Raw genomic sequence first — 21526 nt, 5'->3', positions numbered from 1 at the left:
ATGCGTCCCCTCGATCTTCTGCGACGCTGGATTGCGGCGGGATGGCGGTTCCGCTGGCAGGCCGCGGCTGTTGTGTGGCTCATCGCGCTGGTCGGCTGGACCGGCGTCCGGATGATTCCGGATCGCTACACCTCCACGGCGCGAATATACGCGGATGCCGACGCCGTGCTCGGCATGCTGTTGCGCGGCATCGCCATAGACAGCTCCCCCGCGGCGCAGGTCGACGTCCTCCAGCGTACCCTGCTGAGTCGGCCGAACCTCGACCGGCTGGTGAATCGTTCGCAGCTCGCGCACCGTGGCGGGCCCGGCGAAGACGCGGAAAGCCTCGTCCGGACGCTGACCGCGAACCTCAAATTCGCGACGCAGGGCCGCAATCTCTTCACCATCGAGTATCGCGACCGCGACCCGGAAGTCGCGCAGGATGTCGTGCAGAAGGTCGTCGACCTCTTCTTCGAGCTCGCCAGTGTCTCGGACCGGCGGCAGATGGAAAACGCGCGCGCCTTCCTCCTGCAGCAGTTGCAGGTCTATGAGCAGCAACTGCGGGAGGCGGAGCGGCGCCGGGCCGAGTTCACGACGCGCTACCAGGATCTTCTGTCGCTTGATGGCAGTGCCTCCCGCCTCGAATCCCTGCGGCGGCGGAAGGAGGCTCTGCGCGGAGAACTGACGGATGCGATCAGCCGGCGAGATCTGCTGCACGGGCAGATTGCGGCGTTGCCCGAAGAGACGCCTGGCACGTCCAGCAGCGCCGCCGTGGCGGAAGCCCAGCAACGCCTGCTGATCCTGCGGCAGCGCTACACCGAGCAACATCCGGAAGTCGCTGCCGCGAGCGCCGCGCTCGCGGCGGCCCGCGCCACCGCGTCGCGCTCCGGGAGCGGGCAGGCGGCGCCGCGCGCCAACCCGATGCGCGAGCAGCTCCTGGTCCGCTACGTCGAAGCCGAGGCCCAGATCGCCTCGCTTGAGCGCCAGATCCGCGACACGGAATCCGAGAACGAGCGCCTTGAGGAGATGTCGCGCAACGCGCCGGAGGTGCAGGCGCAATTCGCGAACCTCGACCGCGACTACAACGTGCTCCGCCGGAACTACGAGGAATTGCTGGCGCGGCGCGAGGCCGTGAACATCGCCGAGGCCGCTCGGACCGGTTCGGATCGCGTCACGCTGGAGGTTGTGGATCCCCCTACCCTTCCCATCCGGCCCTCCGGGCCGAACCGCATGCTTTACGCTGCCGCCGTGCTGCTTGCTGCCCTCGGCGCGGGCGCAGCGCTCATATTCGTGCGCATCCAGCTTGACACCAGTTTCTATTCGCTGCGGGAACTCCAGCAGATCGGGCTGCCCGTGCTGGGTGCCTTCACAACGGCTTCCCCGAGGCTCGCTGTCGGCGATCTCCTCCTGTTCATCCTGTGCCTCCTCCCGCTGCCGTTGGTCTTCCTCGTTGTCGCGATTGGGCCGCACAATCTGATTGCAAGGTTCACCGCATGAACCACACCGTACCGCGCCGGCCGCACCTTGCCGAACGCGCCGTCGACGCAGCCCGGTCGGCCGCCCTGGCCGAGGCCGGGAATGTGCGGCAGGCCCCGGTCGTCGCCCGCGAAGCGACGTCCCTGGATGCTCTCCTCGTTGATGGTGCTTCGCCAGACCAGGCGCATAAGCTCTTCACGCGGCCCGCGATGGCCTCCCCGCCGGAACACGCCGCGCCGGCACCGATCGCGCGTCGCCGCCTCGAAGCCCTGGGGCTGGCGAGCGACAGGCCCAGTCCGGGTACGTCGCGCGAACAGATCGCCCTGGTGCGCGAACAGGTACTGCGCGCCATCGACACCTCGCCTGCGCGGCCCGGCCACGAGGCGGGGATCGTGCTCGTGACCAGCGCCCGCCCCGGGGAAGGCAAGTCCTTCGTCGCGCTCAACCTGGCGGCAAGCATGGCCGAGGGCGCCGGGCGGCCGATCGTTCTGGTCGATGCCGATGGCCGTGCTGGTTCGATGACCGAGCGCCTCGAGATGACTGGCCTCGGCGGGCTGGAGGCACTGCGCAGCCTGCCCGGGCGGGACCCGACCTCGCTGCTCGTCGGGACCGAGGTGCCGGGCCTGTCGATCCTGCCCCATGGATCTGGCGAGCCCGTGAAGGGCGATGCCATCGCGGCCGGGCTCCCGCTGCTCGCGGCACGGCTGCCGCGCCATGTCTTCGTGGTCGATGCGCCGGCCTGTCTCGAGACAAGCATCCCCGGGCTCCTCGCCGCCATCGCAGGCCAGGTGCTGATGGTCGTGCAGGCCGAACGGACGCAGCGCGCCGAGGTCGAGGCAGCGCTCGACATCGTCGATGCCTGCCCGAACATCTCCCTCCTCCTCAACCGGGTCATGCTGACGGTCAGTGACAGCTTCAGCGAGCGCATGGCGAGCCCCGATGGAACGGCGGATCGTGCTCAGAGTTGAGGTGAAGTGCATCACCGGGTTCGGGGCGGCTTTGCTGCTCGGCACGCCTGCGATGGCGCAGACGGCGGGCGGCGCCGTCGGCGCCTCCGGAGCGACGCCGGCGGCGGCCACTGCGCCGGCCAGCGCCGATCCTGCGGCTCCCGCCGCGACCGTTGCCCTGACGTCGCCGGCTCTGGGCTCGCTGGCTGATCGTAGCGTGCCGCGCACGCCGGATTATCTCGATGCGACCGGGCCGCGCAGTTACATCATGTCGCCCGGCGAAATCGGCCAACTCGGCATTGCCCAGCAACCGCTCGCCCTCGGCAGCCGCCCCTACGCGCTCGGGGCGGCCATCGCGGTGGACGTGGCTGGCACCAACAATGTCTTCCAGACGCGCCATGACGCGCGCAGCGACATCTTCACGACCATCACGCCGAGCGTCTCGGCGGTGGTGGGCACAACGCGCCTGGTCGGCGCGCTGTCCTATGCGCCGAGCCTCAACCTCTACAGCACCTACACCAGCCAGAACGCCCTCTACCAGATCGGCAGCGGGCAGTTGCTGGCAGCGGTCGTTCCGGGGCTCTTCTATGTGGACATCCGCGGTGCGGCGAGCGTTGTCCCGCAGACCGGCGGCTTCATTCCCGGCAGCGGCCAGGTGATCAGCAGCCAGGGCGCGACCCAGACCTTCAGCGCGCAAATCACGCCGTTCCTCGTCCATCGCTTCGGCAGCGCGGCGACGGGCCAGCTCGGCTATTCCTACCTGTACTCCGAACAGGATTGGGCGAACGGACAGGCCAGCGGGACAGGTTTCGAGCCGCAATCCTATAGCGGGCATCGCGGCTTCGCCGTGCTGCGGAGCGGCGAGGACCTTGGACGCCTCGCGCTGCAGGCACGCGTCGACGGCACGATGTTCGTCGGCACCGGCGTCTATGATAACGCCCATCGCTTCATCTCGTCGGTCGAGGCGCGCTACTCGATCCTGCCCACCGTCGCCCTGCTGGGGGAGGTCGGGTACGAGAGCATCGAATATGGCGGCACCAACCCGGGTACGATCGACGGCGCGACCTGGTCGGTCGGCGCACGCCTGACACCTGGCCCGGATTCCATCGCCGTCATCCGCTACGGCCGGCACGAGGGGTTCAATTCGCTGTCGCTCAATGTCGGTGTCGCGCTCGGCGTTCGCACGAACCTCTACGCCACCTACAGCGAGGCCCTCTCGACCGCGCTTAGCCAGACTCAGGATCTCCTCAGCACGACGACCTTCGATGCGCTCGGCAACCCCGTCGACAGCCAGAGCGGCGCCCCGGTCATCCTCATCAACTCCTTCCTCGGGGTGTCCACGACGCTCTATCGCCTGCGCACCGGCACGGCATCCATCCAGCATCAATGGCCGCGCGACGTCTTCACCCTCTCGGGCACCTGGCAGGATGGCGAGCCGATCTCCTCGGCACCGGGCGAACCCAGTTCGCCGCAGCGCGGCGGCTACGCCACCTTCAGCTGGGGCCACGAGCTGACAGCCCGGACCACCACCGCGGTGTCGGTCCAATACGGCCGGATCGCGAAGAACCAGGTCTCATCCGACGAGGGAAACGTCTATGCTGCGAGATTGATCCTGACGCACCGCCTGAGCGAGAATCTCATTGCCAGCGCACAGGTTGCCTGGGTGCGGGAGACCTACCCGTCACAGAGCGACCTCGGCTACAGCCAGGGCGTCATACGCGCTGGGCTGCGTCGAACCTTCTAGGCTCCGCCATGAATCTCGATACCTACGGCTTCCGCGAGCCACCCTTCCAGATGACGCCCGACGCACGGCTGTTCTTCCCGAGCACCGTGCACAACCGCGCCTATGCGCATCTGCTCTACGGCCTGTCGCAACGCGAGGGCTTCATCGTCGTCACCGGCGAGGTCGGCGCAGGCAAGACCACCCTCATCGAGCGGCTATGCGCGGAAATCGTGCCGCGGGGCCACGCCATCGCGCGCGTCATGACGACGCAGGTGCAGCCCGAGGATCTGCTGCGCCTGGTCGCCGTCGCCTTCGGCGCCCCGGCCAGCGGGAACAAGGCGGAGATCCTGCGCTCCATCGTCGCGAAGCTGTGGGACGGCATCTCGGAACGCGGCCTGCACCATGTGCTGATCGTGGACGAGGCGCAGGCCCTGCCGGTCCCGGCGCTGGAGGAACTGCGCATGCTCTCCAACGTCACCGAGGGGAGCCGCGCGCTGATGCAGGTGATCCTGATGGGGCAGCCGCAGCTCCGGCGGACGCTCGCGCGCCAGGATCTCGACCAGCTCCGCCAGCGCGTCCTCGCCGCCTATCACCTCGGCGGCCTGACGCGCGAGGAGACCCATGCCTATATCCGCCACCGCATGGCTGCGGTGGGATGGACCGGCCATCCCACCTGGGACGATGCCGCCCTTGATGCCGTGTTCCACAACACCGCCGGCATCCCGCGCCGCATCAACAGGCTCTGCTCGCGCATCCTGCTCTCGGGCTCGCTGGAGCAATGCACGGTGCTGACGGCGGAGCTTGCCGAGGCGACGGCGATGGAACTCGAGCAGGACCTCAGCGAGATCGTCTCCGAGGCCGAGCCGCCGCCCGAGGTGCTTGGGCTCGAGGCGGCGATCCGCGATCTTGCCGACCGCATCACCAATCTCGAGCGTGTCTCGGCGGGCCGCGAACGCGTCTTCCGCCGCATCCAGGCGCTGATGGACAACACCATGCCGGAGCGCGCGCAGTCATGACCGCGCGCAACGCCATGACCGTGGACGTGGAGGAATGGTTCCAGGTCCAGGCCTTTGCCGAGGTGATTCCACGCGCCTGCTGGGCCAAATGCGAAACGCGCGTCGAGGCGAGCACCGACCGCATCCTTGCCCGCTTCGCGGAAGCGGGGGTGCGGGCAACCTTCTTCATCCTCGGCTGCGTCGCTGAGCGGCATCCCGACCTGGTGCGGCGCATCGCTGCCAGCGGCCATGAGGTGGCAAGCCATGGCTACGGCCACGAACAGGTCCACGCCATCGGCGAGCAGCGCTTCCGCGAGGACATCCGCCGCGCGAAGGGCACGATCGAGGACATCGCGGGCAGTCAGGTGCGCGGCTACCGCGCCCCTACCTTCTCCATCGGAGCGACGATCACGCCCTGGGCGCACCGCGTCCTGGCCGAGGAGGGGCATGGCTACAGCAGCTCGGTCTTCCCGGTCGGCCATGACCTCTACGGCAGTCCGGATGCGCCGCGCGGACCGCATCTCCCGGACCCTGATGGCGTGCCTGAACTGCCGATGACCACGCTGCGCGTGCTGCAGCGCAACCTGCCCTGCGCTGGCGGCGGCTGGTTCCGCCTGATGCCCTACCCGCTGTTCCGCACCGCGCTGCGGCGGGTGAATGCGGCCGAGACGAACCCCGGCATCTTCTACTTCCATCCCTGGGAGATGGACCCGGGCCAGCCGCACCTCGCCGACGCTCCGGCGCGATCCCGCTTCCGCCACTACGCGCGCCAATCCTCGATGGAGACGCGCATCGCGCGCCTGCTGCGCGACTTCTCCTGGGGCCGGATGGACGAGGTCTTCGGCCTCACCACGCCGCCAGCGCCAGCGCCCGCGGTTGCCGCGGCCTGAAGGAGCCGGCATGTCCGTCCGCATCCATACTCTGGAACCGCGCCATGCCGCGGCTTGGGACGCCTTCGTCCAGGCACGGCCGGAGGCGACTTTCTTCCATCTCAGCCCCTGGGCCGGGGTGATCGAAGGGGCATTCCGCCACACAACGCATTATGCCTTCGCCGAACAGGATGGGGCGGTGGTCGGCGTGCTGCCGCTTGCGCGCATGCGCACGCGGCTGTTCGGCGACGTGCTCGCCTCGACCCCCTTCTGCGTCTACGGCGGATCTGTCGCCGCGACCGAGGAGGCAGCGGCGGCGCTCGAGGACCATGCGCGCGGCCTGCAGCGCCAGCTCGGCGCGCCCTGCCTGGAATTCCGCCGGCGCGAGGCGCCCGATCCCGGCTGGCAGGCGCGCCCGCCGCTCTACTTCACCTTCCGCAAGTCCTTCGCCATCACCGGCGACGATGCGCGCGACATGGAGCGCAACATCCCTCGCAAGCAGCGCGCCGAGGTGCGCAAGGCGATCAAGCGCGGGCTCACCACCGTGACCAACGGCGACGTCGACGGCCTGCACCGCATCTACGCCGAGAGCGTCCGCAACCTTGGCTCGCCAGTCTTTCCACGACGCTATTTCCGGCTGCTCGCCGCCGCCTTCCCCGAGGCGCATGATGTCACGACGGTGCTGCACGAAGGCCGGCCGGTCTCCGCCGTGCTGAACTTCCATTTCCGCGAGGAGGTGCTGCCGTATTACGGCGGCGGCACGCGGGACGCGCGCGGCCTTGCCGCGAGCGACCTGATGTACTGGGAGGTGATGCGCCGCGCCGGAGCGGAACGCGGCGCGACGCTGTTCGATTTCGGGCGCAGCAAGATCGACACCGGCGCCTTTGCCTTCAAGAAAAACTGGGGCTTCGTGCCCGAGGAACTGCACTATTGCTACCGCCTCGCGGCGGGTGCGCAGGTGCCGGACAACAACCCGAACAACCCGAAATACCGTCTTGTGATTGCCGCCTGGAAACGCCTGCCTCTGCCGGTCGCGAATGCGGTCGGCCCCTTCCTCGTGCGCGGGCTCGGCTGATGCGCGCGCGCGTCGCCGCGCCGCGCCGAGCGGCCTGGCTGGCTTGCCCCTCCCCCGGGCGGTGACGGCTTTGCGCAACCTGCTCTTCCTCAGCCACCGGTTTCCCTACCCGCCGAATCGCGGGGAGAAGATCCGCGCCTTCAACCTGATCCGCCACCTGTCGAAGACCTGGCAGGTCCATCTCGGCTGCCTGTCCGACGACCCTGCGGATCGCGCGCATGAGGAAACCCTCCGGCAATACTGCACCGATCTCGCGGTGTTCCCGATCGACAAGCGCCGCCAGAAGCTGCGTGCGCTGCTCCACGTGCGGCCGGGCCGGCCGCTCATGCTCGACTATTATCGGCATGAGGGGCTGCAGCGATGGGTCGATGCGGCGATTGCGCGTGTTGAGATGGATATTCTCTACGTCTACTCGACGGCGATGATGCCCTATGTCGAGCGCGTCGTGCATCCGGACACGATCCTCGACATGGTGGATGTCGATTCCGAGAAGTGGCGGGACTATGCGCGCCGTTCCTCCTGGCCGATGCGCTCCGTCTGGGCGCGCGAGGGCCGCACCTTGTTGGCCTATGAGCGCTCAGCCGCTGCCGCATCCCGCCAGACGCTGCTGGTCTCGGAACCGGAGGTGAGCCGTTTCCTGGAACTCGCGCCCGAATGCGGCGGCCGCGTGACCTGGATCGAGAATGGCGTCGACCTCGACACCTTCTCTCCCGCGCAGCATTTCGAGACGCCTTTCCCCACGCCGGGGCCCCACATCGTCTTCACCGGCAATATGGACTACCGGCCGAATGCGGATGCCGTCGTCTGGTTCGCCACCGATATCCTTCCCACCGTGCAGCAGCGCCATCCCACGGCGCAATTCCACATCGTGGGTGCCGGTCCCGGTCCCGAGGTCCAGGCGCTCGCGCGTCGCCCGGGCGTCGAGGTGACCGGCCGGGTGCCGGATGTGCGACCTTATGTCGCCCATGCCGCGGCGGTGGTCGCGCCGCTGCGCATCGCGCGCGGGATTCAGAACAAGGTGATCGAGGGCATGGCGATGGGCCGCCCGGTCATCGCCTCCAGCGAAGCGGCGGCCGGCGTGCGCGCACGCCCAGGCCGGGACCTGCTGACTGGCGGCGACGCCGCGACCATCGCTCGCCTCGTCATAGAGGTGCTGTCCGGCGAGCATCCCGATCTTGGCGCGGCGGGCCGTCGAGCGGTCGAGGCCGCCTATGCCTGGGCCGGCACTCTTGCGCGGTTCGACCGCGTTCTGGCGAACGCGCTGACGGAGACCGCCGCGCCTGAGACGATCGGATGACGGCTGGCGGCGGACGTCGCGGCGATTGTGCCGAGGCCGGACTGTCCGGTCTCCGAGCCGGGCAGGAACGGCATCGCCGCCGCGACACCCCGGCCATTCCGTCCGCGCCTGTCGGTATCGACCCGGCCACATTGCCGAGCGGGATGCGAGAGAGATGCCGGTGAACCCCGCCGCATCGGACACCGTGCCGACCGGGTCGGGGCGGGTGCTTCTCGTGGCCAGCAACTTTCCGCCGGTCCGTGGCGGGTCCGCCGTGGTCTACGACAGCCTCGCACGCCACGCCGCCGACACCATCATGGTCCTGGCACCTCGGCTGAACTATGCCAACGGCCAGGAACTTGCCGGGTGGCGGGAACACGACGCCGCCGCGCCCTACAAGATCCTCCGCCTGCCGCTTCTGCGAAGCTGCCTGTGGCATGGCCCGCCGCCGTTCGGCCTGGCGCGCGTGAAGGCGCGGCTTGCGGATCTGGCGTTGCGGATGGCGATCTTGTCCCGCCTGCTTGGGGTGATCCTGGCGTCGCGCATCACGACCGTATGCATCGGCGAATTGCTGGCCAGCGGCTGGATCATCGCCTGCCTGCGCAGGATCCCCGGCCTACGGGTCGTCGTCTATGTCCATGGCGAGGAGTTGACCACCGACGATCCTTGGGATCCCGGCCATCGTCGCGCGCGCGCCGCAATGCTGGACGCCGACAGCATTGTCGTCGTCAGTCGCTTCACCGCCGAGGCGGCGGCCGCGCTGCTGGGGCCTGAAGCTGCGCTTCGCATCGCCACCATCCCGAACGGCGTCGACCTGGAGCGGTTCCAGCCGGGACCGCGGCGCACCGATCTGCAGGACCGGTACGGGCTGCGCCATGGGTTTACGTTCGTGACGGTCTGCCGATTGCTGGAAAAGAAGGGAGTGGACCAGACAATCCGCGCACTCGCGGAGCTGCCGACCGACTGTCGGCTGCTCGTGGTCGGTACCGGGCCTTTCGAACCACAACTCCGCGCGCTGGCCGAAAGCTGCGGGGTCGCCGATGCGGTGAGGTTCGCGGGTGCCGTCGCGCCTGCGGAACTCGCTGATCATTATCGCCTGGGCGATGTTTTCGTCATGCCGAACCGTGCCATGCCCAATGGCGACACGGAGGGGTTCGGCCTCGTCTTCCTGGAGGCGAACGCCTGCGGGCTCCCGGTGATCGCCGGCCAGGATGGCGGCAGCCCCGAGGCGGTGCAGGACGGCGTCAATGGCCTGGTCGTCGACGGCCATTCCGTCGCGGCGGTGGCGGCGGCCATGCGTCGGTTGCGCGAGGATGCGGTGCTGCGCGATCGCCTGCGGACGGGAGGGGCCAAGGTTGCCGCCGCCGCCGATTGGCGCCTCAAGGCCCGGACATTCCTCGATCTGTGCCGGAAGCCCGAACGCCACCGTCACTGATACCGGCCAGCCTTTCGGCTGACTCGGTATCAGAGCCTTGTGGTTTTGCGCGCGGCCGCCACCAACCCCGCGCGCCATACCGTTCGCCTTGCCGATGACGAGGTCATCAGCAAGGTTCGGCGGTATGAGACCCGTCAGGGTTTCGCCCGTGCCGATCCAAAGCGCAGCAGCAGCGCGGCCAGCGCCTTGCCCGCCGGCGGCGGAAGATTTGCCACGAGACGCTTGATCCGCCGTCGGCCGTCGAGGGCGCCCGCCGGCAGCAGCGCGGCGATGTCGGCGACAGCACGGAAGTCGCGATCGGCGAAGGCCGCGTCCAGCGCCGCGACGCGCCGCTGCTTGATGCTTGCCCGTATCCTTGGCTCGAACCGTGCGAGCGACGGCCGCCGGTCGAGCATCATCTCGAGGATGGCGGCATCCCCCAGGTTCATCTTCCGGGTGTTCCCCGAGTAGTTGCCGCCATGCTTCCGGATGCCGACCAGGGGCGCCTGAACGATCCCGATGGGCGGATGCTCCGCGATCAGCAGCGCAGTCGCAAAATCTGTTCCAACCGTGCGGCCAACAGAGGTGTCCCACCCGCCAAGCCCCAGAAACCAGGCGCGATCGAACACGCTGCACGACGGAAAGAGCGGCTGGAAGTCGATCAGCCTGTCGACCAGGGACGTCTCGACGATACCAAATCCGGGCCCCACGCTGCGCAACCCATCCCAGTAGCCCGGGGGGGCATCGGCGAATTTGTCGCGTTCCTCCCAGGCGCCATCCCGCACGAGCACAAAATTGGCAAAAGCCGCGTGCATGCCCGGTGCCGCGCGCCACAGCGCCTCCATCGCGGCGAGAAATCCGGGCCGCCACAGATCATCACTGTCGCAAAAGGCGACAAGATCCCCCGTCGCGGTCCGCAGCCCGTGATTCCGTGCGGCGAGGTCCCCCGAATTGGCGATCCCGATCACCTGGAGCCGTGGATCGAGGCCGGCGAGAAGCGCAGCGGTGCCATCGGTCGAGCCGTCATCGACCACGATGACCTCGTCCGGAGGGCGCGTCTGGCCAAGGATCGTCTCCAGCGTGTCGCGGATCAGCCCGGCCCGGTTGTAGGTGGGCACCACCACGCTGATGCGGTGGCTCATGGCGCCGCTGCCCGGGGCGCTTGCACGGCCGGCTTGGCCGCATCGCCCTTGAGCCGGCGGCGTAGCCGGCCAAGGCGCGTCTTCATCCATTCGGGCAGCAGGAAGACGAGCGGGCCGAAGCGGCCACGCCCGGCGAGATGGCCGCTGCCCAGCAGCCGCCGCCAATGCCGCAGCCGAGCCTTCAGCGGGAGCAATCCGAGTTCGCCGCGCAGCAGGTTCGACAGATCATAGCGCTCTTCGCCCCGCCCTCCGACGATGAGTTGCAGGCAGTTGTCGAGATCCTCGGCACCGGGTGGCGGAATCGCGGCGGCCGGCCAGTGCGGCCTCGGCGCGGCCATGGCCCGGGCGTACAGTGCTTCCAGCGCGGCAAGCCAGCCCGCGCCGGTGTGATGGCGGCGGATGTCCTCGCGCAGGCGCTCGCCGTGGGCCTCGCGGCTGGAGGCGTCGGTGATCAGCCGGGACAGGGTGGCGGTGTATGCCTCCGGATCGCGGCACAGCAGGATCCCGTCGTCGATGCCGGCCATGTTGTTGCCGAGCACGCGCGCGCATTCGCCATAGGGAAAGATGCTGACCACCGGCGTGCCGACGCTGCCGGCCTCGAGAGCGGAGGTAATCGAGACGAATGGAAACGAGTCGACATAGATGTCGGCTGCCTCGAAATAGGTCGCGACATCCGTGCGCTCGGACAGTGCGACGATCCGTCCGCCCACGTCGGCCGCAGCGGCGGACCAGTCGGGACGCGCCTCGCCGGCTCCGACGACCAGAAGGGTCGCGTTGGGGTGCCGGCGCAGCGCCGGGACATGGAGGTCGGCATAGTTGAAGGCGCCCATGCCGGCGAATTTCGGCGCGCGCGCCACACTGCACAGCAACACGGTGTTCGGGTCGATGCCGAGCCGCTCCTTCGCCGCTGCCCGTGACAGGGCGCGCTCGCGCGGATCAAGGATGGTGGGCAGCGCGGCGATCGCGCCCGGATCGACGCCACGGCGCCGGATCATGATGCCCCTGCCCGCCTCCCGCATGCTGGCCATTGTCGTCGTCGCCCGATGACCCAGCCAGAACGTGTGGTCGGCATGGTCGAGAAAGACCACCGGCGGGCCGCCGGGCGCCGCGAAGGCAAGGCTCGGGACCACGTCGAAGGGATAAATGTGGAGGACGACAAGGTCAGCAGCGGCCACGAAGCGCCGCAACGCGCGCGCCTGGGCGATGAGGCCGCCGCGCACCTCATCGACGAACCGGATGGTGCCTCCCGCAGCCCTCACCGCATCGACCAGGCCGTCGGGAACCGGCACGGTGGCCTGGCGGGTGAGCGCGACGGAATGCCGCCGCCCGGAATCCGCCCCGATCCATCGCGTCAGCATGCGGGTGTGGCCGCCTATCCCGACGGCGCCGGTCAGGACATGACAGACATGGGTGACTTCCCGGCCAGGCTTGGCGCAAGCCGGCGCGATGTCCTCGCCACAGGCACGGCGGCCGATCTCGGTGAGAACCTCCTCAAGCTCCTGGCTGGCGAAGGCACCGAAGGTGCCCGCGCTCGCCACCCATGCGGCAATCGCCGCCGTCACCGCGGCCTCCTCATCAGCGCCCGAGCGAGCGAGGCTCGCAGCCTGTGCCACCAAGTCATCGTACTGTGCGCGACGGCCCGCGGTGCGCGCCTGCATGTCAGCACGCAGGCCCTGCAGCACCGGTCCGAAGCCGCCCGAGGTCTCCGGGCCGGAACAGCCGGGCCGGCCGCAAGGGCACCCGATCGCCTGCGTGGTCGAGGCTTCCGGCGCCTGCATCATCCTCGTCCCCGACGCCACAGTGGTGCCCCCTGCCGAGCGCATGCTTCGTCTGGCTGTCCCGCGGCAGACATTTGACAAACAGGCCCTTTCGAATCTAAAATGTTGTCCGAAAATGTATATATCATACACCACTAGAGACCTGATGTGCAATTCGCCGCGTGCGTCAGCGTACGAGATGCGGACAAATGAGTAGTACCCGCAGATCGCTTGCACTGTCATTTCTAGAAAAGTACCTGTCCTTCACGATTCAGTTCGGGACCAGCATGATCGTGGCGCGCCTCATCGCGCCCGACGCGTTCGGTGCATTCGCGATCGCCTTTTCGATCGTTGGGTTCGCCACCGCCCTTCGCGACATGGGCATCAACAACTACCTGATCCAGCATCCTGATCCCAAACCGGCCGACCTTCGCGCATCCCTGTTCGTCACCTGCTCGATGGCCTGGGGGCTCGGATTGCTGATGCTCGCCCTCAGTCCGCTGATCGGCGACTGGTACGGCGCCGAGGTGCGCAATCTCGTCTATGTCATGCTGCTCAGCTTCGTGCTGGTCCCCTTCGGTTCGACTGCCTTCGCGATGCTGCAGCGGGAGTTGGATTTCGCCGCTCTGCTGCGGATCAATCTCGCCGGCACCGTCACCAATGCGGGCCTGTCGATTCTGCTCGCCGGCATGGGCTGGGATGCGATGGCGCTCGCCACGGCAAGCGTCGCGGGACAGCTCGTCACCGTGTTGTTCGCCATCGCGCAACGCCCGCGGATCGACTACGTCTCGTTCTCGATCGCGGGCGTGGGCCGCGTATTCCGCTTTGGCGCGCTGGTGGCGCTCTCGGCCCTGCTCCAGCAATTCAGCACCAATATCGCGATGCTGATCACCGGCCGCTTCGTCAGCCTGCAGGACATCGGCCTCCTGGCACGCGCACAGAGCGTGACCGGCCTCTTCTCGCGGCTCATCATGGACGCAGTGCAGCCCCTGATGCTGCCGGTCCTGTCGGCCATGCGGCGCGACGGCATCGATCTGGCCGCCCCGCTCGCCCGCGGACTGTCCTATCTTTCCGTCGTCAGTTGGCCGTTCTTCCTCTTCGTCGCGCTGCACGCGGAGGGGATCATCGTCGTGCTTTTCGGCGCCCGCTGGGTGGATGCGGCGATCCTGCTGCGTATCATGTCCTTCAGCGGCCTGTTCTGGATCGTGCAGCCGATCGCCAACCCGCTGCTGATCGCCGCCGGCCGCGTGGCGGTTACCGCACGTGTCCAGGCGATCAACCAGGTCCTGGCGTTGGCCGGCGTGCTGCTGGCTGCGCCGCTCGGAATCGTCGCCGTCGCCATGGCTGGTATCGTCATCAGCGCATTGCACGGCGCCGTCTGGCTGTTCCATACGCAGCGGGCCGTACGCCTGACATCTGCTGGCTTCCGCGATGCCTTCGGGCGTTCGGCGCTGGTGGCCGTGCTCGCCATTGCCTTGCCGGCAATGGCCGCCGAATTCCTGCCGCGGCCCGGTCCGCTGGCCGCACTGATCCTCGACGGCGCGCTCTTGGCGGGGGCTTGGCTCGGCGCCGTATTCGCGCTGCGCCACCCGATCGCGGCGGAAGTCTCCATGCTGGTGCAGCTTCTGCGTCGCCGCTGGAGCGCCCTGATCGCGGCCTCGCGCAATCCCGGCGAGGCGAGCGGCGCCCATGGGACCGATCGGAGCCGGCGCCCATGACCTCGATCGCGGTCATCATTCCCTTCTACCAGAAGCGCGCCGGCGTGCTTTCCGCGAGCATCGACTCTGTGCTTGCGCAGTCGTCACTCGATCAGGTGACGCTGCATGTGGTCGATGACGGCGCACCGGTGGACCCGGAGCCCGAACTCGCCCGTGCGCGCGACCGCCTCGGTCCCGGACAGGTAGTGCTGCACCGCAAGACCAACGGCGGGCCTGGTTCGGCGCGCAACTACGCCCTCGACCGGCTCGCGGATGTCGCGGCGGTTGCCTTCCTCGATTCCGACGACGCCTGGCACTCGGCCCATTTGGCAAACATCCGGACGGCGCTTGCCCAGGATGCCGACTTCTACTTTGCCGATCACACGCCACTCGGCGCCGCGACGACGCGCTTCGCCGAGACCGGCTTCCTGGGCGCTGCCGCGATCGAGGCCGGACAGCCGGGTGTTCAGGAATTCCGTGGCGACCTCGCCGACCTCATCCTCCACAACTCGCCCATCGGGACCTCCACGGTCGCCTTCCGGGTAGCGCGCATGCCAAGGCTGCGCTTCCAGCCGGATTGGCGCGCCGGCGAGGACACGCTGTTCTGGCTCGAGGCAACCCAGCGCGCACGGCGGATCTTCTTCTCCGCCGAGGATTGCGTCACCTATGGGCGCGGGGTGAACATCTTCGCCGGCTGCGAATGGGGGACGAGGCCCGATCTCATGCGACTGCGCCACAGCGCCGCCTTCCACATGCACGTATCGCGGCACGTCCCGCTCCGTGAGGATCAGCGCCGACGCAACGCGTCTTGGCTGCGCCACCTCGACCGCAGCTTCCTGCTCTCGCTCGCCGCCGCGCTTCGCCACCGCGAGCCCGGATGCCTCGGCGAGTTGGCAGCCTATGCCAGGATGCGGCCACAGGCGGTCCTCCAACTCGGCAGTGCTGCGCGTGAGGCGATGGGCATGCTTGCGCGGCGGCATCGGATCGGCGATCCACCGGCCGGACAATCGCGCGATGCCTAGTGGCACCTTCGCGACCGCTGCGCCCACGGCGCCGGCCATTCCCAACACCAGCGGGGATTACGAGGATGTCTGACCCCTCCTCGCTCGATGTGAGCGTCATCATCTGCACGAGGAATCGCGCAGAGTCGCTGCGCGGGACCCTCGAATCCCTCGGCCGGCTCACTTTGCCCGAGGGCACGCGCTGGGAAGTCCTGATCGTGGACAATGGCAGCACCGATGCGACGCCCGCCGTGATCGCCGAACACGAGGGCCGCATCCCCGTCCGCCGTCTTGCCGAGCCGACGCCGGGCCTTTCGAATGCGCGGAACTGCGGCCTCCGAGCCGCGGCCGGGCGCTACATCGCGTGGACGGACGACGATGTGCTGGTCGACCCCGACTGGCTCTCCGCGTATCTTGAGGCGTTCCGCACATGGCCGGAGGCAGCGGTTTTCGGCGGCAGGATCACGGCCCGGATCGATCCCCCGACACCGCCCTGGTTCACCGAAGTCCGCGGCGCGCTGACCCACATGCTCGCCGAGCGGGATTTCGGCGACGCCCCATTGCCGCTGTCGATAGCCGAGGATCGGCTCCCCTACGGCGCGAACTACGCGATCCGCAGCGAGGAGCAGCGCCGCTTCCCCTATGATCCTGCCTATGGGGTCGCCCCGGGGCGCGCGCTGCTTGGGGAGGAAGTGCTCGTCATCAAGGCAATCTTTGCCACCGGCGCCACCGGCCGCTGGGTGCCGCAGAGCCGCGTCATCCACCGCATCGGCCATTCGCGGCAAACCATTCCCTATGTTGTCCAGTACCATCGGGCCGTCGGCGCGACGGCCGCGCAGATGGAGGGGCGGCTTGACGCGCAATTTCTCTTCGGCGCGCCGCGCTGGCTCTGGCGGCGGCTGCCGCTCCTGTTCCTGACCTATCACTGGCTGCGCATGACGGCGCCGCCAAGCCGCTGGATCGAGGCGCTCAAGACGCTCGCGCATCACGAAGGGGTACTGCGGTACTGGCGCGACGAGGCAAGACGATCCGGGACACCCTGACATGCGTCCCAGCGTCGCGACGCTCGACGCAGGCATCGGGCGTCATCTTCCGAACGACGAGCAACCAACAAACCCGGCTCGGCTCAAGGCATGGAAGGCGGCCGTCCTACGTCCCTGCTGACGGATAGACGACCGCCACCACTTCCACCTCTTCCAAGCCAGCCGGGGTCCGCACGCGCCGCAGATCCCCCACTCGGGCACCGAGCAGTGCCCGCGCCACCGGCGCGACCCAGGACACGTCGCCGCATTCGGCATTGGCCTCGTCCACGCCAACGATTCGGATCGTCACCTCCGCATCGTCGGACATGCGGGCATAGGTCACGGTCGCGCCGAAGAAGACCTGGTCGCGCTTCGCCTGCGCCGCCGGATCGACCACCTGCACGCGATCCAGCCGCTTGCGCAGGAACCGCACCCGCCCGTCGATCTGCCGCAGGCGCCGCTTGCCGTACTGGTAATCGGCATTCTCCGAACGGTCGCCCAGCGAGGCCGCCCAGGAGACGATGTCCACCACCTTGGGCCGCTCATCCTCCCACAGGGCGCGCAGCTCCTCCCGCAGGGCCTCAGCGCCCGCAGGCGTCATGTAGAAGGGCGTGCCGGGGGGCAGGCCGGGCGGGCCATCCTCCCCATCCTCATCGTCGCTCACGGGTCGAGCAGGGCGTGGCGCACCGCGTCCCAGGACTCGCGGTCTGGCGCGCAGATCAGCCCGCCCTCGCGATGCGTCGGCAGGTAGTCGCTGCCGTCGAAGCGGGCGGAATAGCCGCCGGCCTCCCGGTGCAACAGCCAGCCCGGCAGGTGGTCCCAGGGCATCAGCCGATTGTAGAACAGCACTTGGCCATACCCGCCCGCGACCCAGCGGTATTCATGGGCGGCGCAGCGATAGCTCACCACCCCGGCAAACAGCGGGAAGCGCGCCGTCACCTGCCCCTTCAGGTTCTGCGGCAGGTAGGTCCAGGAAATCGCTGCCAGCATGCGATCGAGGGGCGCCGCGCCGCCGACGCGCAGATCGGTGGTGGCGCGCCCATCCGCATCGGCGATCCAGGCCCCCTCTCCACGCAATGCAATGGCAGTGTCGTCGCCGAGCGGGTCATGGATCCAACCTGCCGCGACTTCCCCCTTCACCACCGCCGCGGCCATGCAGCCGAACAGCGGCAGGCCCGCGGCGAAATTGGCGGTGCCGTCCACCGGGTCCACCACGAAGGCCAGCTCGGCATCGCGCAGCCGGTCGAGTACTGACCCGTCTGCCGCGGCCGCTTCCTCGCCGACCACGACACAGCCAGGAAACAGGCGCCTCAGCCCGGCCTCGATGATCCGCTCCGCGCCCTCATCGGCATCGGTGACGAGGTCGAGCGGACCCGACTTGGCCCGCACCTCCCCCTGCGCCAGCTTGCGGAAGCGCGGCAGGATCTCGGCGCGGGAGGCGCGCCGCAGCAGGGCGGCGACCTCGGCGGCACGAACGGCGGTGATCATCCGGTGCGATCCTCGAAACGGGCGCGGTCGGCCGGCGCGAGGCGGACGGTCAGGCGGATGACCTCATCGCCGTCGCGCCGGTCCAGCACCTCGCCATGCTGGTAGAGCCAGGCGAGGCTGGCACCGTCGCTCGTCGGCACCGTCACCTCGATGGTCTCCATCCCGGCGGAAAGCCGGGTGTCGATGGCCCGGCGAAGCTCCTCCAGCCCCTCCCCCGTCAGTGCCGAGACCGGCACGGCGCCGGGGGCACGGCGGGAGACGGCCTCGATGCCGCCGAGCAGGTCGGCCTTGTTCAGCACCTCGACGAGGCGGTCCTGCCAGCCTTCTTCCAGCGTGCCGTCCTCCGCCATCTCCTCCATGACGCCGAGCACGTCGGCGCGCTGGGCGGCGCTGTCCGGATGCGCGATGTCGCGGACATGGAGGATGATGTCGGCCGCGGCGACCTCTTCGAGCGTCGCGCGGAAGGCCTCGACGAGCTGCGTCGGCAGGTCGGAGATGAAGCCCACCGTATCCGACAGGATGCAGGTCCGTCCCGAGGGCAGCCGGATCGCCCGCATGGTGGGATCGAGCGTCGCGAACAACTGGTCCTGCGCGTAGACCCCCGCGCCGGTCAGCGCATTGAACAGCGTGGATTTGCCGGCATTGGTATAGCCGACCAGGGCGACGACCGGGAACGGCACCCGCTCCCGCGCCTTGCGGTGCAGGCCGCGGGTCCGGCGGACCTGATCCAGTTCCTTCTTCAGCTTCACGATGCGGTCGCCGATCAGGCGGCGGTCGATCTCGATCTGCGATTCACCCGGGCCGCCGAGGAAGCCGAAGCCGCCGCGCTGACGCTCCAAGTGGGTCCAGGACCGCACCAGCCGTGTGCGCTGGTACTCCAGATGGGCGAGTTCGACCTGCAGCGCGCCTTCCTTGGTCCGCGCCCGCTCGCCAAAGATCTCGAGGATGAGGCCGGTGCGGTCGATGACCTTGCAGCCCCAGGCGCGTTCAAGGTTGCGCTGCTGCACCGGCGTCAGCGCCGCATCGACGACGACGAGGCCGACCTCCTGTTCCTTCAGCGCGCGCCCGGTCATCTCGACCTGGCCCTCGCCGAGCAGCGTCGCCGGTCGCCTCTCGCGCAGCGGATGCACCGCGGAATGGACGATGGTCACGCCGATCGAGGCGGCGAGGCCCACCGCTTCCGCAAGACGGGCCTCAGCCGCACGCTGGCCACCCGCATCGCCTATGGCGACGCGGCTCGGCTTCTCGAAAGGCAGGATGACAGCGGCGCGGATCGGCTGGCCGCCGCTGGCGTCATTCGCCGCCGCCAGGGGGCACCTCACTGCGCGTCAGGGTCATGCGGGTCTCCGACGGCGCGACCGTGGAGCCGGCCGGCGCCGGCGCTCCCTGCGCACCCGCCTGCGCCGTGGCGTCGAACAACATGATCGGCGCACCGGGCATCACAGTGCTGATCGCGTGCTTGTAAACAAGCTGGGTGTGACCATCCCGGCGCAGCAGCACCGAGAAATTGTCGAACCAGGTGATGATCCCCTGCAGCTTCACGCCATTGACGAGGAAGATCGTCACGGGGGTCTTCGATTTGCGAACGTGATTCAGGAACACGTCCTGCACGTTCTGGGACTTCTCGGCGGCCATTGGGACCTGTCCTTCTTCTTGCCGGTCACCGACCGGTCTGCGGACCGGCGAAAACCATTTCCGGCCGCCGGCGGGACACTTTTCGCTGTCCCGTCAGCCCTTGGCAAGGCCCAGCAGCGCCGCAGCCAGCGCATGGCCGTCCGCGAAGTGAACATCAGGCGCCACAGTGGCGATTCCGCCGTCATGCGCTGCATCGCCAAGCAGCACGGCGCGGAATCCCGCACGCCGCGCCGCCTGCATGTCGAGGGCGGTATCACCAACGTACCAGATGCCCGCCGCCGGCCGGACGCCCATCGAATCGAGCGCCATGAACAGCGGCGCGGGATCGGGCTTGTCCGCCACGGCATCGCCGGCGCCGATCAGGGCACCGAAATGCGGCGCCCAGCCAAGATGTTCTGCCTCGGCCCGCAATAGCGGCCCCTGCTTGTTTGACACCACGCCCTGCGGGGCGATGCGCGCAGCCGCCGCGATCGCCGCGGTCGCCCCCGGCATGGGATTCACCACCGCAAGATGGCTGGCCCGCACCTCGGCGTAGAAGATGTCCCGCGCGCGTTCCCATTCGGCGCCGAACATGCCCGGGAAGGTATCTCGCAGCGATCCGCGCACGCGCGCGAGCACCGTCGCCCGATCCCATTCCGGCATCGCGAAGGCGCGGAAGGTGGCGTTCAGCCCGGCCTGTATCGCCGCCCAGCCATCGACCAGCGTGTTGTCCCAATCCCACAGGATCGCCGGGGGCGAGGTCATCCCTTCAACTGTCCCAGCAGCCCCAGCATGTCCCCCATCACCCAGAGATGCCGGATGCGCCCGCCGTCGAGGGTGAAGAAGCCCACCCCTTCCCAGGTGAGATCGTGACCGCTTGGCGGAAAATCGAGGAACGGTCCGACATCATGCCGCCCCGAGAAGCCAACCCGCGCCGCCACGCGCGCATCCTGGGCCAGCAGGTCGCGGACCTCGCAGCGATAGGTCGAGAAGGCGAGGCGCACGCTGCGCACATAGGCCGCGAAGGCGTCCTGCCCGCGCATCACCTGGCCGAAGGTGCCCTGGAAGGCGACCTCCTCATGCATCAGCGCCGAGAGGCGGGTGAAGTCGCCCCGTTCCCACAGCTCCGCATAGAACGCGCGGACCGTGGCGGCGTTGGTTTCTTCCTCCGGCGTCACGCGACGTTCTTCAGCCCGCCCTGCACATGGCGGGCGAAGATCTCGAACAGGCGGCGCACGACCGGCCCGACGCTGCCATCGCCGACCGCCTGCCCGTCAATGGCGAGGATCGGCTTCACGAAGGAGGTGGCCGAAGTCAGGAAGGCTTCCCGCGCGCGGCGCAGCTCCTCGACGGAATAGGCGCGCTCATCGACCGCGATGCCTTCGATGGCGAGTTCCTCCAGCAGCGCGGCACGGGTGCAGCCGGGCAGGATCTCGTGGCCCAGCGCCGGGACGCGGATCGCACCCGCCTCGTCCACGATCCAGAAGGACGTCGCGGCCCCTTCCGTCACCATGCCGGTCGCCGGATCGAACAGGATGGCCTCGGTCGCGCCCTGCTCGCGCGCCGCCTGGCGGGCGAGGCAATTGGGCAGCAGGTTGATGGTCTTGATGTCGCAGCGAGCCCAGCGCAGGTCGGGATGGGTGATCGCCGTCCCGCCCCAGCGATCGACGCTCGCCGGATAGGGCGCGATGCGCTTCACCGTGACCACCAGCGCGGGCGGCACCGGGGTCTTGGGGAAAGCATGGTCGCGCCGCGCCACACCGCGCGTCACCTGCATGTAGAGCAGCCCCTCGGTAACGCGGTTGCGCCGCGCCACCTCCCGCAGCACCAGGCGCAGCGCCTCCCGCGACATGGGCATGGGCAGGCGGATCTCGCGCAGCGAGCGCTCCAGCCGGTCGAGATGGCGGTCCTCGTCGATGAAGCGGCCATCATGCAGATGGACGACCTCATAGATGCCGTCGCCGAACTGGTAGCCGCGATCCTCGATGCTCACCGCGGCCTCGGGCTGCGGCAGGTAGCGGCCGTTCACATAGGCGATGCGCGACATGGAT

20 protein-coding genes are annotated in these 21526 nt (G+C 68.8%); 11 read left to right on the top strand and 9 right to left on the bottom strand.

The annotated features are described in order from the left end of the window. The 8 genes from KPL78_RS06725 (at position 1) to KPL78_RS06690 (ending at position 9775) form a co-directional block, all read left to right on the top strand. Complete coding sequence (locus tag KPL78_RS06725; RefSeq protein WP_219762140.1) at positions 1–1476, top strand: XrtA system polysaccharide chain length determinant; 1476 nt, start codon at positions 1–3, stop codon at positions 1474–1476. After that, positions 1473–2423, top strand: coding sequence for a P-loop NTPase family protein (locus KPL78_RS06720; RefSeq protein WP_219762139.1), 951 nt, complete (start codon positions 1473–1475; stop codon positions 2421–2423). Before KPL78_RS06725 ends, KPL78_RS06720 begins: the two co-directional genes overlap by 4 nt. Further along, positions 2410–4146 carry a TIGR03016 family PEP-CTERM system-associated outer membrane protein gene (locus tag KPL78_RS06715; protein ID WP_219762138.1) on the top strand — a complete coding sequence of 579 codons (1737 nt, stop codon included), beginning with the start codon at positions 2410–2412 and terminating at the stop codon, positions 4144–4146. The genes KPL78_RS06720 and KPL78_RS06715 overlap by 14 nt, the downstream gene beginning before the upstream one ends. Before the next feature lie 8 nt (positions 4147–4154). Then, on the top strand, positions 4155–5141 hold the full coding sequence (locus KPL78_RS06710; protein WP_219762137.1) for an ExeA family protein: 987 nt from the start codon (positions 4155–4157) through the stop codon (positions 5139–5141). After that, positions 5138–6010: an XrtA system polysaccharide deacetylase gene (locus KPL78_RS06705; protein WP_219762136.1), complete on the top strand. Its 873-nt coding sequence runs from the start codon at positions 5138–5140 to the stop codon at positions 6008–6010. The genes KPL78_RS06710 and KPL78_RS06705 overlap by 4 nt, the downstream gene beginning before the upstream one ends. Positions 6011–6020: 10 nt before the next feature. Continuing rightward, positions 6021–7064, top strand: a complete 1044-nt coding sequence (locus tag KPL78_RS06700) for a FemAB family XrtA/PEP-CTERM system-associated protein (RefSeq protein WP_219762135.1) — start codon at positions 6021–6023, stop codon at positions 7062–7064. Positions 7065–7107: 43 nt separating this feature from the next. Next, entirely contained in the window at positions 7108–8361 is a 1254-nt protein-coding gene (locus tag KPL78_RS06695) for a TIGR03087 family PEP-CTERM/XrtA system glycosyltransferase (protein ID WP_219762134.1), read from the top strand. A 445-nt stretch (positions 8362–8806) separates the two neighbouring features. After that, on the top strand, positions 8807–9775 hold the full coding sequence (locus KPL78_RS06690; protein WP_369412657.1) for a glycosyltransferase family 4 protein: 969 nt from the start codon (positions 8807–8809) through the stop codon (positions 9773–9775). Positions 9776–9909: 134 nt separating this feature from the next. Here KPL78_RS06690 and KPL78_RS06685 read toward each other — a convergent pair whose 3' ends face one another. Continuing rightward, a complete protein-coding gene (locus tag KPL78_RS06685) occupies positions 9910–10896 on the bottom strand; it encodes a glycosyltransferase family 2 protein (RefSeq protein WP_219762132.1) in 987 nt (328 codons plus the stop codon). Next, positions 10893–12896 carry a glycosyltransferase family 4 protein gene (locus KPL78_RS06680; RefSeq protein WP_219762131.1) on the bottom strand — a complete coding sequence of 668 codons (2004 nt, stop codon included), beginning with the start codon at positions 12894–12896 and terminating at the stop codon, positions 10893–10895. The genes KPL78_RS06685 and KPL78_RS06680 overlap by 4 nt, the downstream gene beginning before the upstream one ends. Between KPL78_RS06680 and KPL78_RS06675 the strand changes: the two genes are divergently transcribed. From KPL78_RS06675 to KPL78_RS06665, 3 genes are all read left to right on the top strand, one after another. Then, entirely contained in the window at positions 12836–14371 is a 1536-nt protein-coding gene (locus KPL78_RS06675; protein ID WP_219762130.1) for an oligosaccharide flippase family protein, read from the top strand. The genes KPL78_RS06680 and KPL78_RS06675 overlap by 61 nt on opposite strands. Continuing rightward, positions 14368–15372, top strand: a complete 1005-nt coding sequence (locus tag KPL78_RS06670) for a glycosyltransferase family 2 protein (protein WP_219762129.1) — start codon at positions 14368–14370, stop codon at positions 15370–15372. Before KPL78_RS06675 ends, KPL78_RS06670 begins: the two co-directional genes overlap by 4 nt. A gap of 65 nt (positions 15373–15437) precedes the next feature. Then, positions 15438–16394 carry a glycosyltransferase gene (locus KPL78_RS06665; RefSeq protein ID WP_219762128.1) on the top strand — a complete coding sequence of 319 codons (957 nt, stop codon included), beginning with the start codon at positions 15438–15440 and terminating at the stop codon, positions 16392–16394. A gap of 106 nt (positions 16395–16500) precedes the next feature. On the opposite strand, the gene greB is transcribed toward KPL78_RS06665, so the two are convergent. From greB to KPL78_RS06630, 7 genes are all read right to left on the bottom strand, one after another. After that, positions 16501–16974: a transcription elongation factor GreB gene (gene greB / locus KPL78_RS06660; RefSeq protein WP_219762537.1), complete on the bottom strand. Its 474-nt coding sequence runs from the start codon at positions 16972–16974 to the stop codon at positions 16501–16503. Between the two features lie 59 nt (positions 16975–17033). Next, the gene (locus tag KPL78_RS06655; protein WP_219762127.1) at positions 17034–17861 is read right to left on the bottom strand and encodes an inositol monophosphatase family protein; all 828 of its coding nucleotides are present in this window, start codon (positions 17859–17861) and stop codon (positions 17034–17036) included. Beyond that, complete coding sequence (gene hflX, locus KPL78_RS06650; protein ID WP_369412655.1) at positions 17858–19183, bottom strand: GTPase HflX; 1326 nt, start codon at positions 19181–19183, stop codon at positions 17858–17860. Before hflX ends, KPL78_RS06655 begins: the two co-directional genes overlap by 4 nt. Continuing rightward, positions 19155–19496 (bottom strand): RNA chaperone Hfq, encoded by a 342-nt coding sequence (hfq, locus tag KPL78_RS06645; protein WP_255568688.1) that lies wholly within the window; start codon positions 19494–19496, stop codon positions 19155–19157. Before hfq ends, hflX begins: the two co-directional genes overlap by 29 nt. Positions 19497–19589: 93 nt before the next feature. After that, positions 19590–20240: an HAD family hydrolase gene (locus KPL78_RS06640; RefSeq protein WP_219762126.1), complete on the bottom strand. Its 651-nt coding sequence runs from the start codon at positions 20238–20240 to the stop codon at positions 19590–19592. Beyond that, positions 20237–20653, bottom strand: coding sequence for an ester cyclase (locus KPL78_RS06635; protein ID WP_219762125.1), 417 nt, complete (start codon positions 20651–20653; stop codon positions 20237–20239). The genes KPL78_RS06640 and KPL78_RS06635 overlap by 4 nt, the downstream gene beginning before the upstream one ends. Then, complete coding sequence (locus tag KPL78_RS06630; RefSeq protein WP_219762124.1) at positions 20650–21522, bottom strand: D-amino-acid transaminase; 873 nt, start codon at positions 21520–21522, stop codon at positions 20650–20652. The genes KPL78_RS06635 and KPL78_RS06630 overlap by 4 nt, the downstream gene beginning before the upstream one ends. Positions 21523–21526 lie beyond the last annotated feature (4 nt).

Origin of the sequence: Roseomonas alba, assembly GCF_019430885.1 — a bacterium.
Lineage (GTDB): Bacteria > Pseudomonadota > Alphaproteobacteria > Acetobacterales > Acetobacteraceae > Neoroseomonas > Neoroseomonas alba.
The sequence above is the reverse complement of the archived record's forward strand: the minus strand, read 5'-3'. Positions and strand labels throughout refer to the sequence as shown.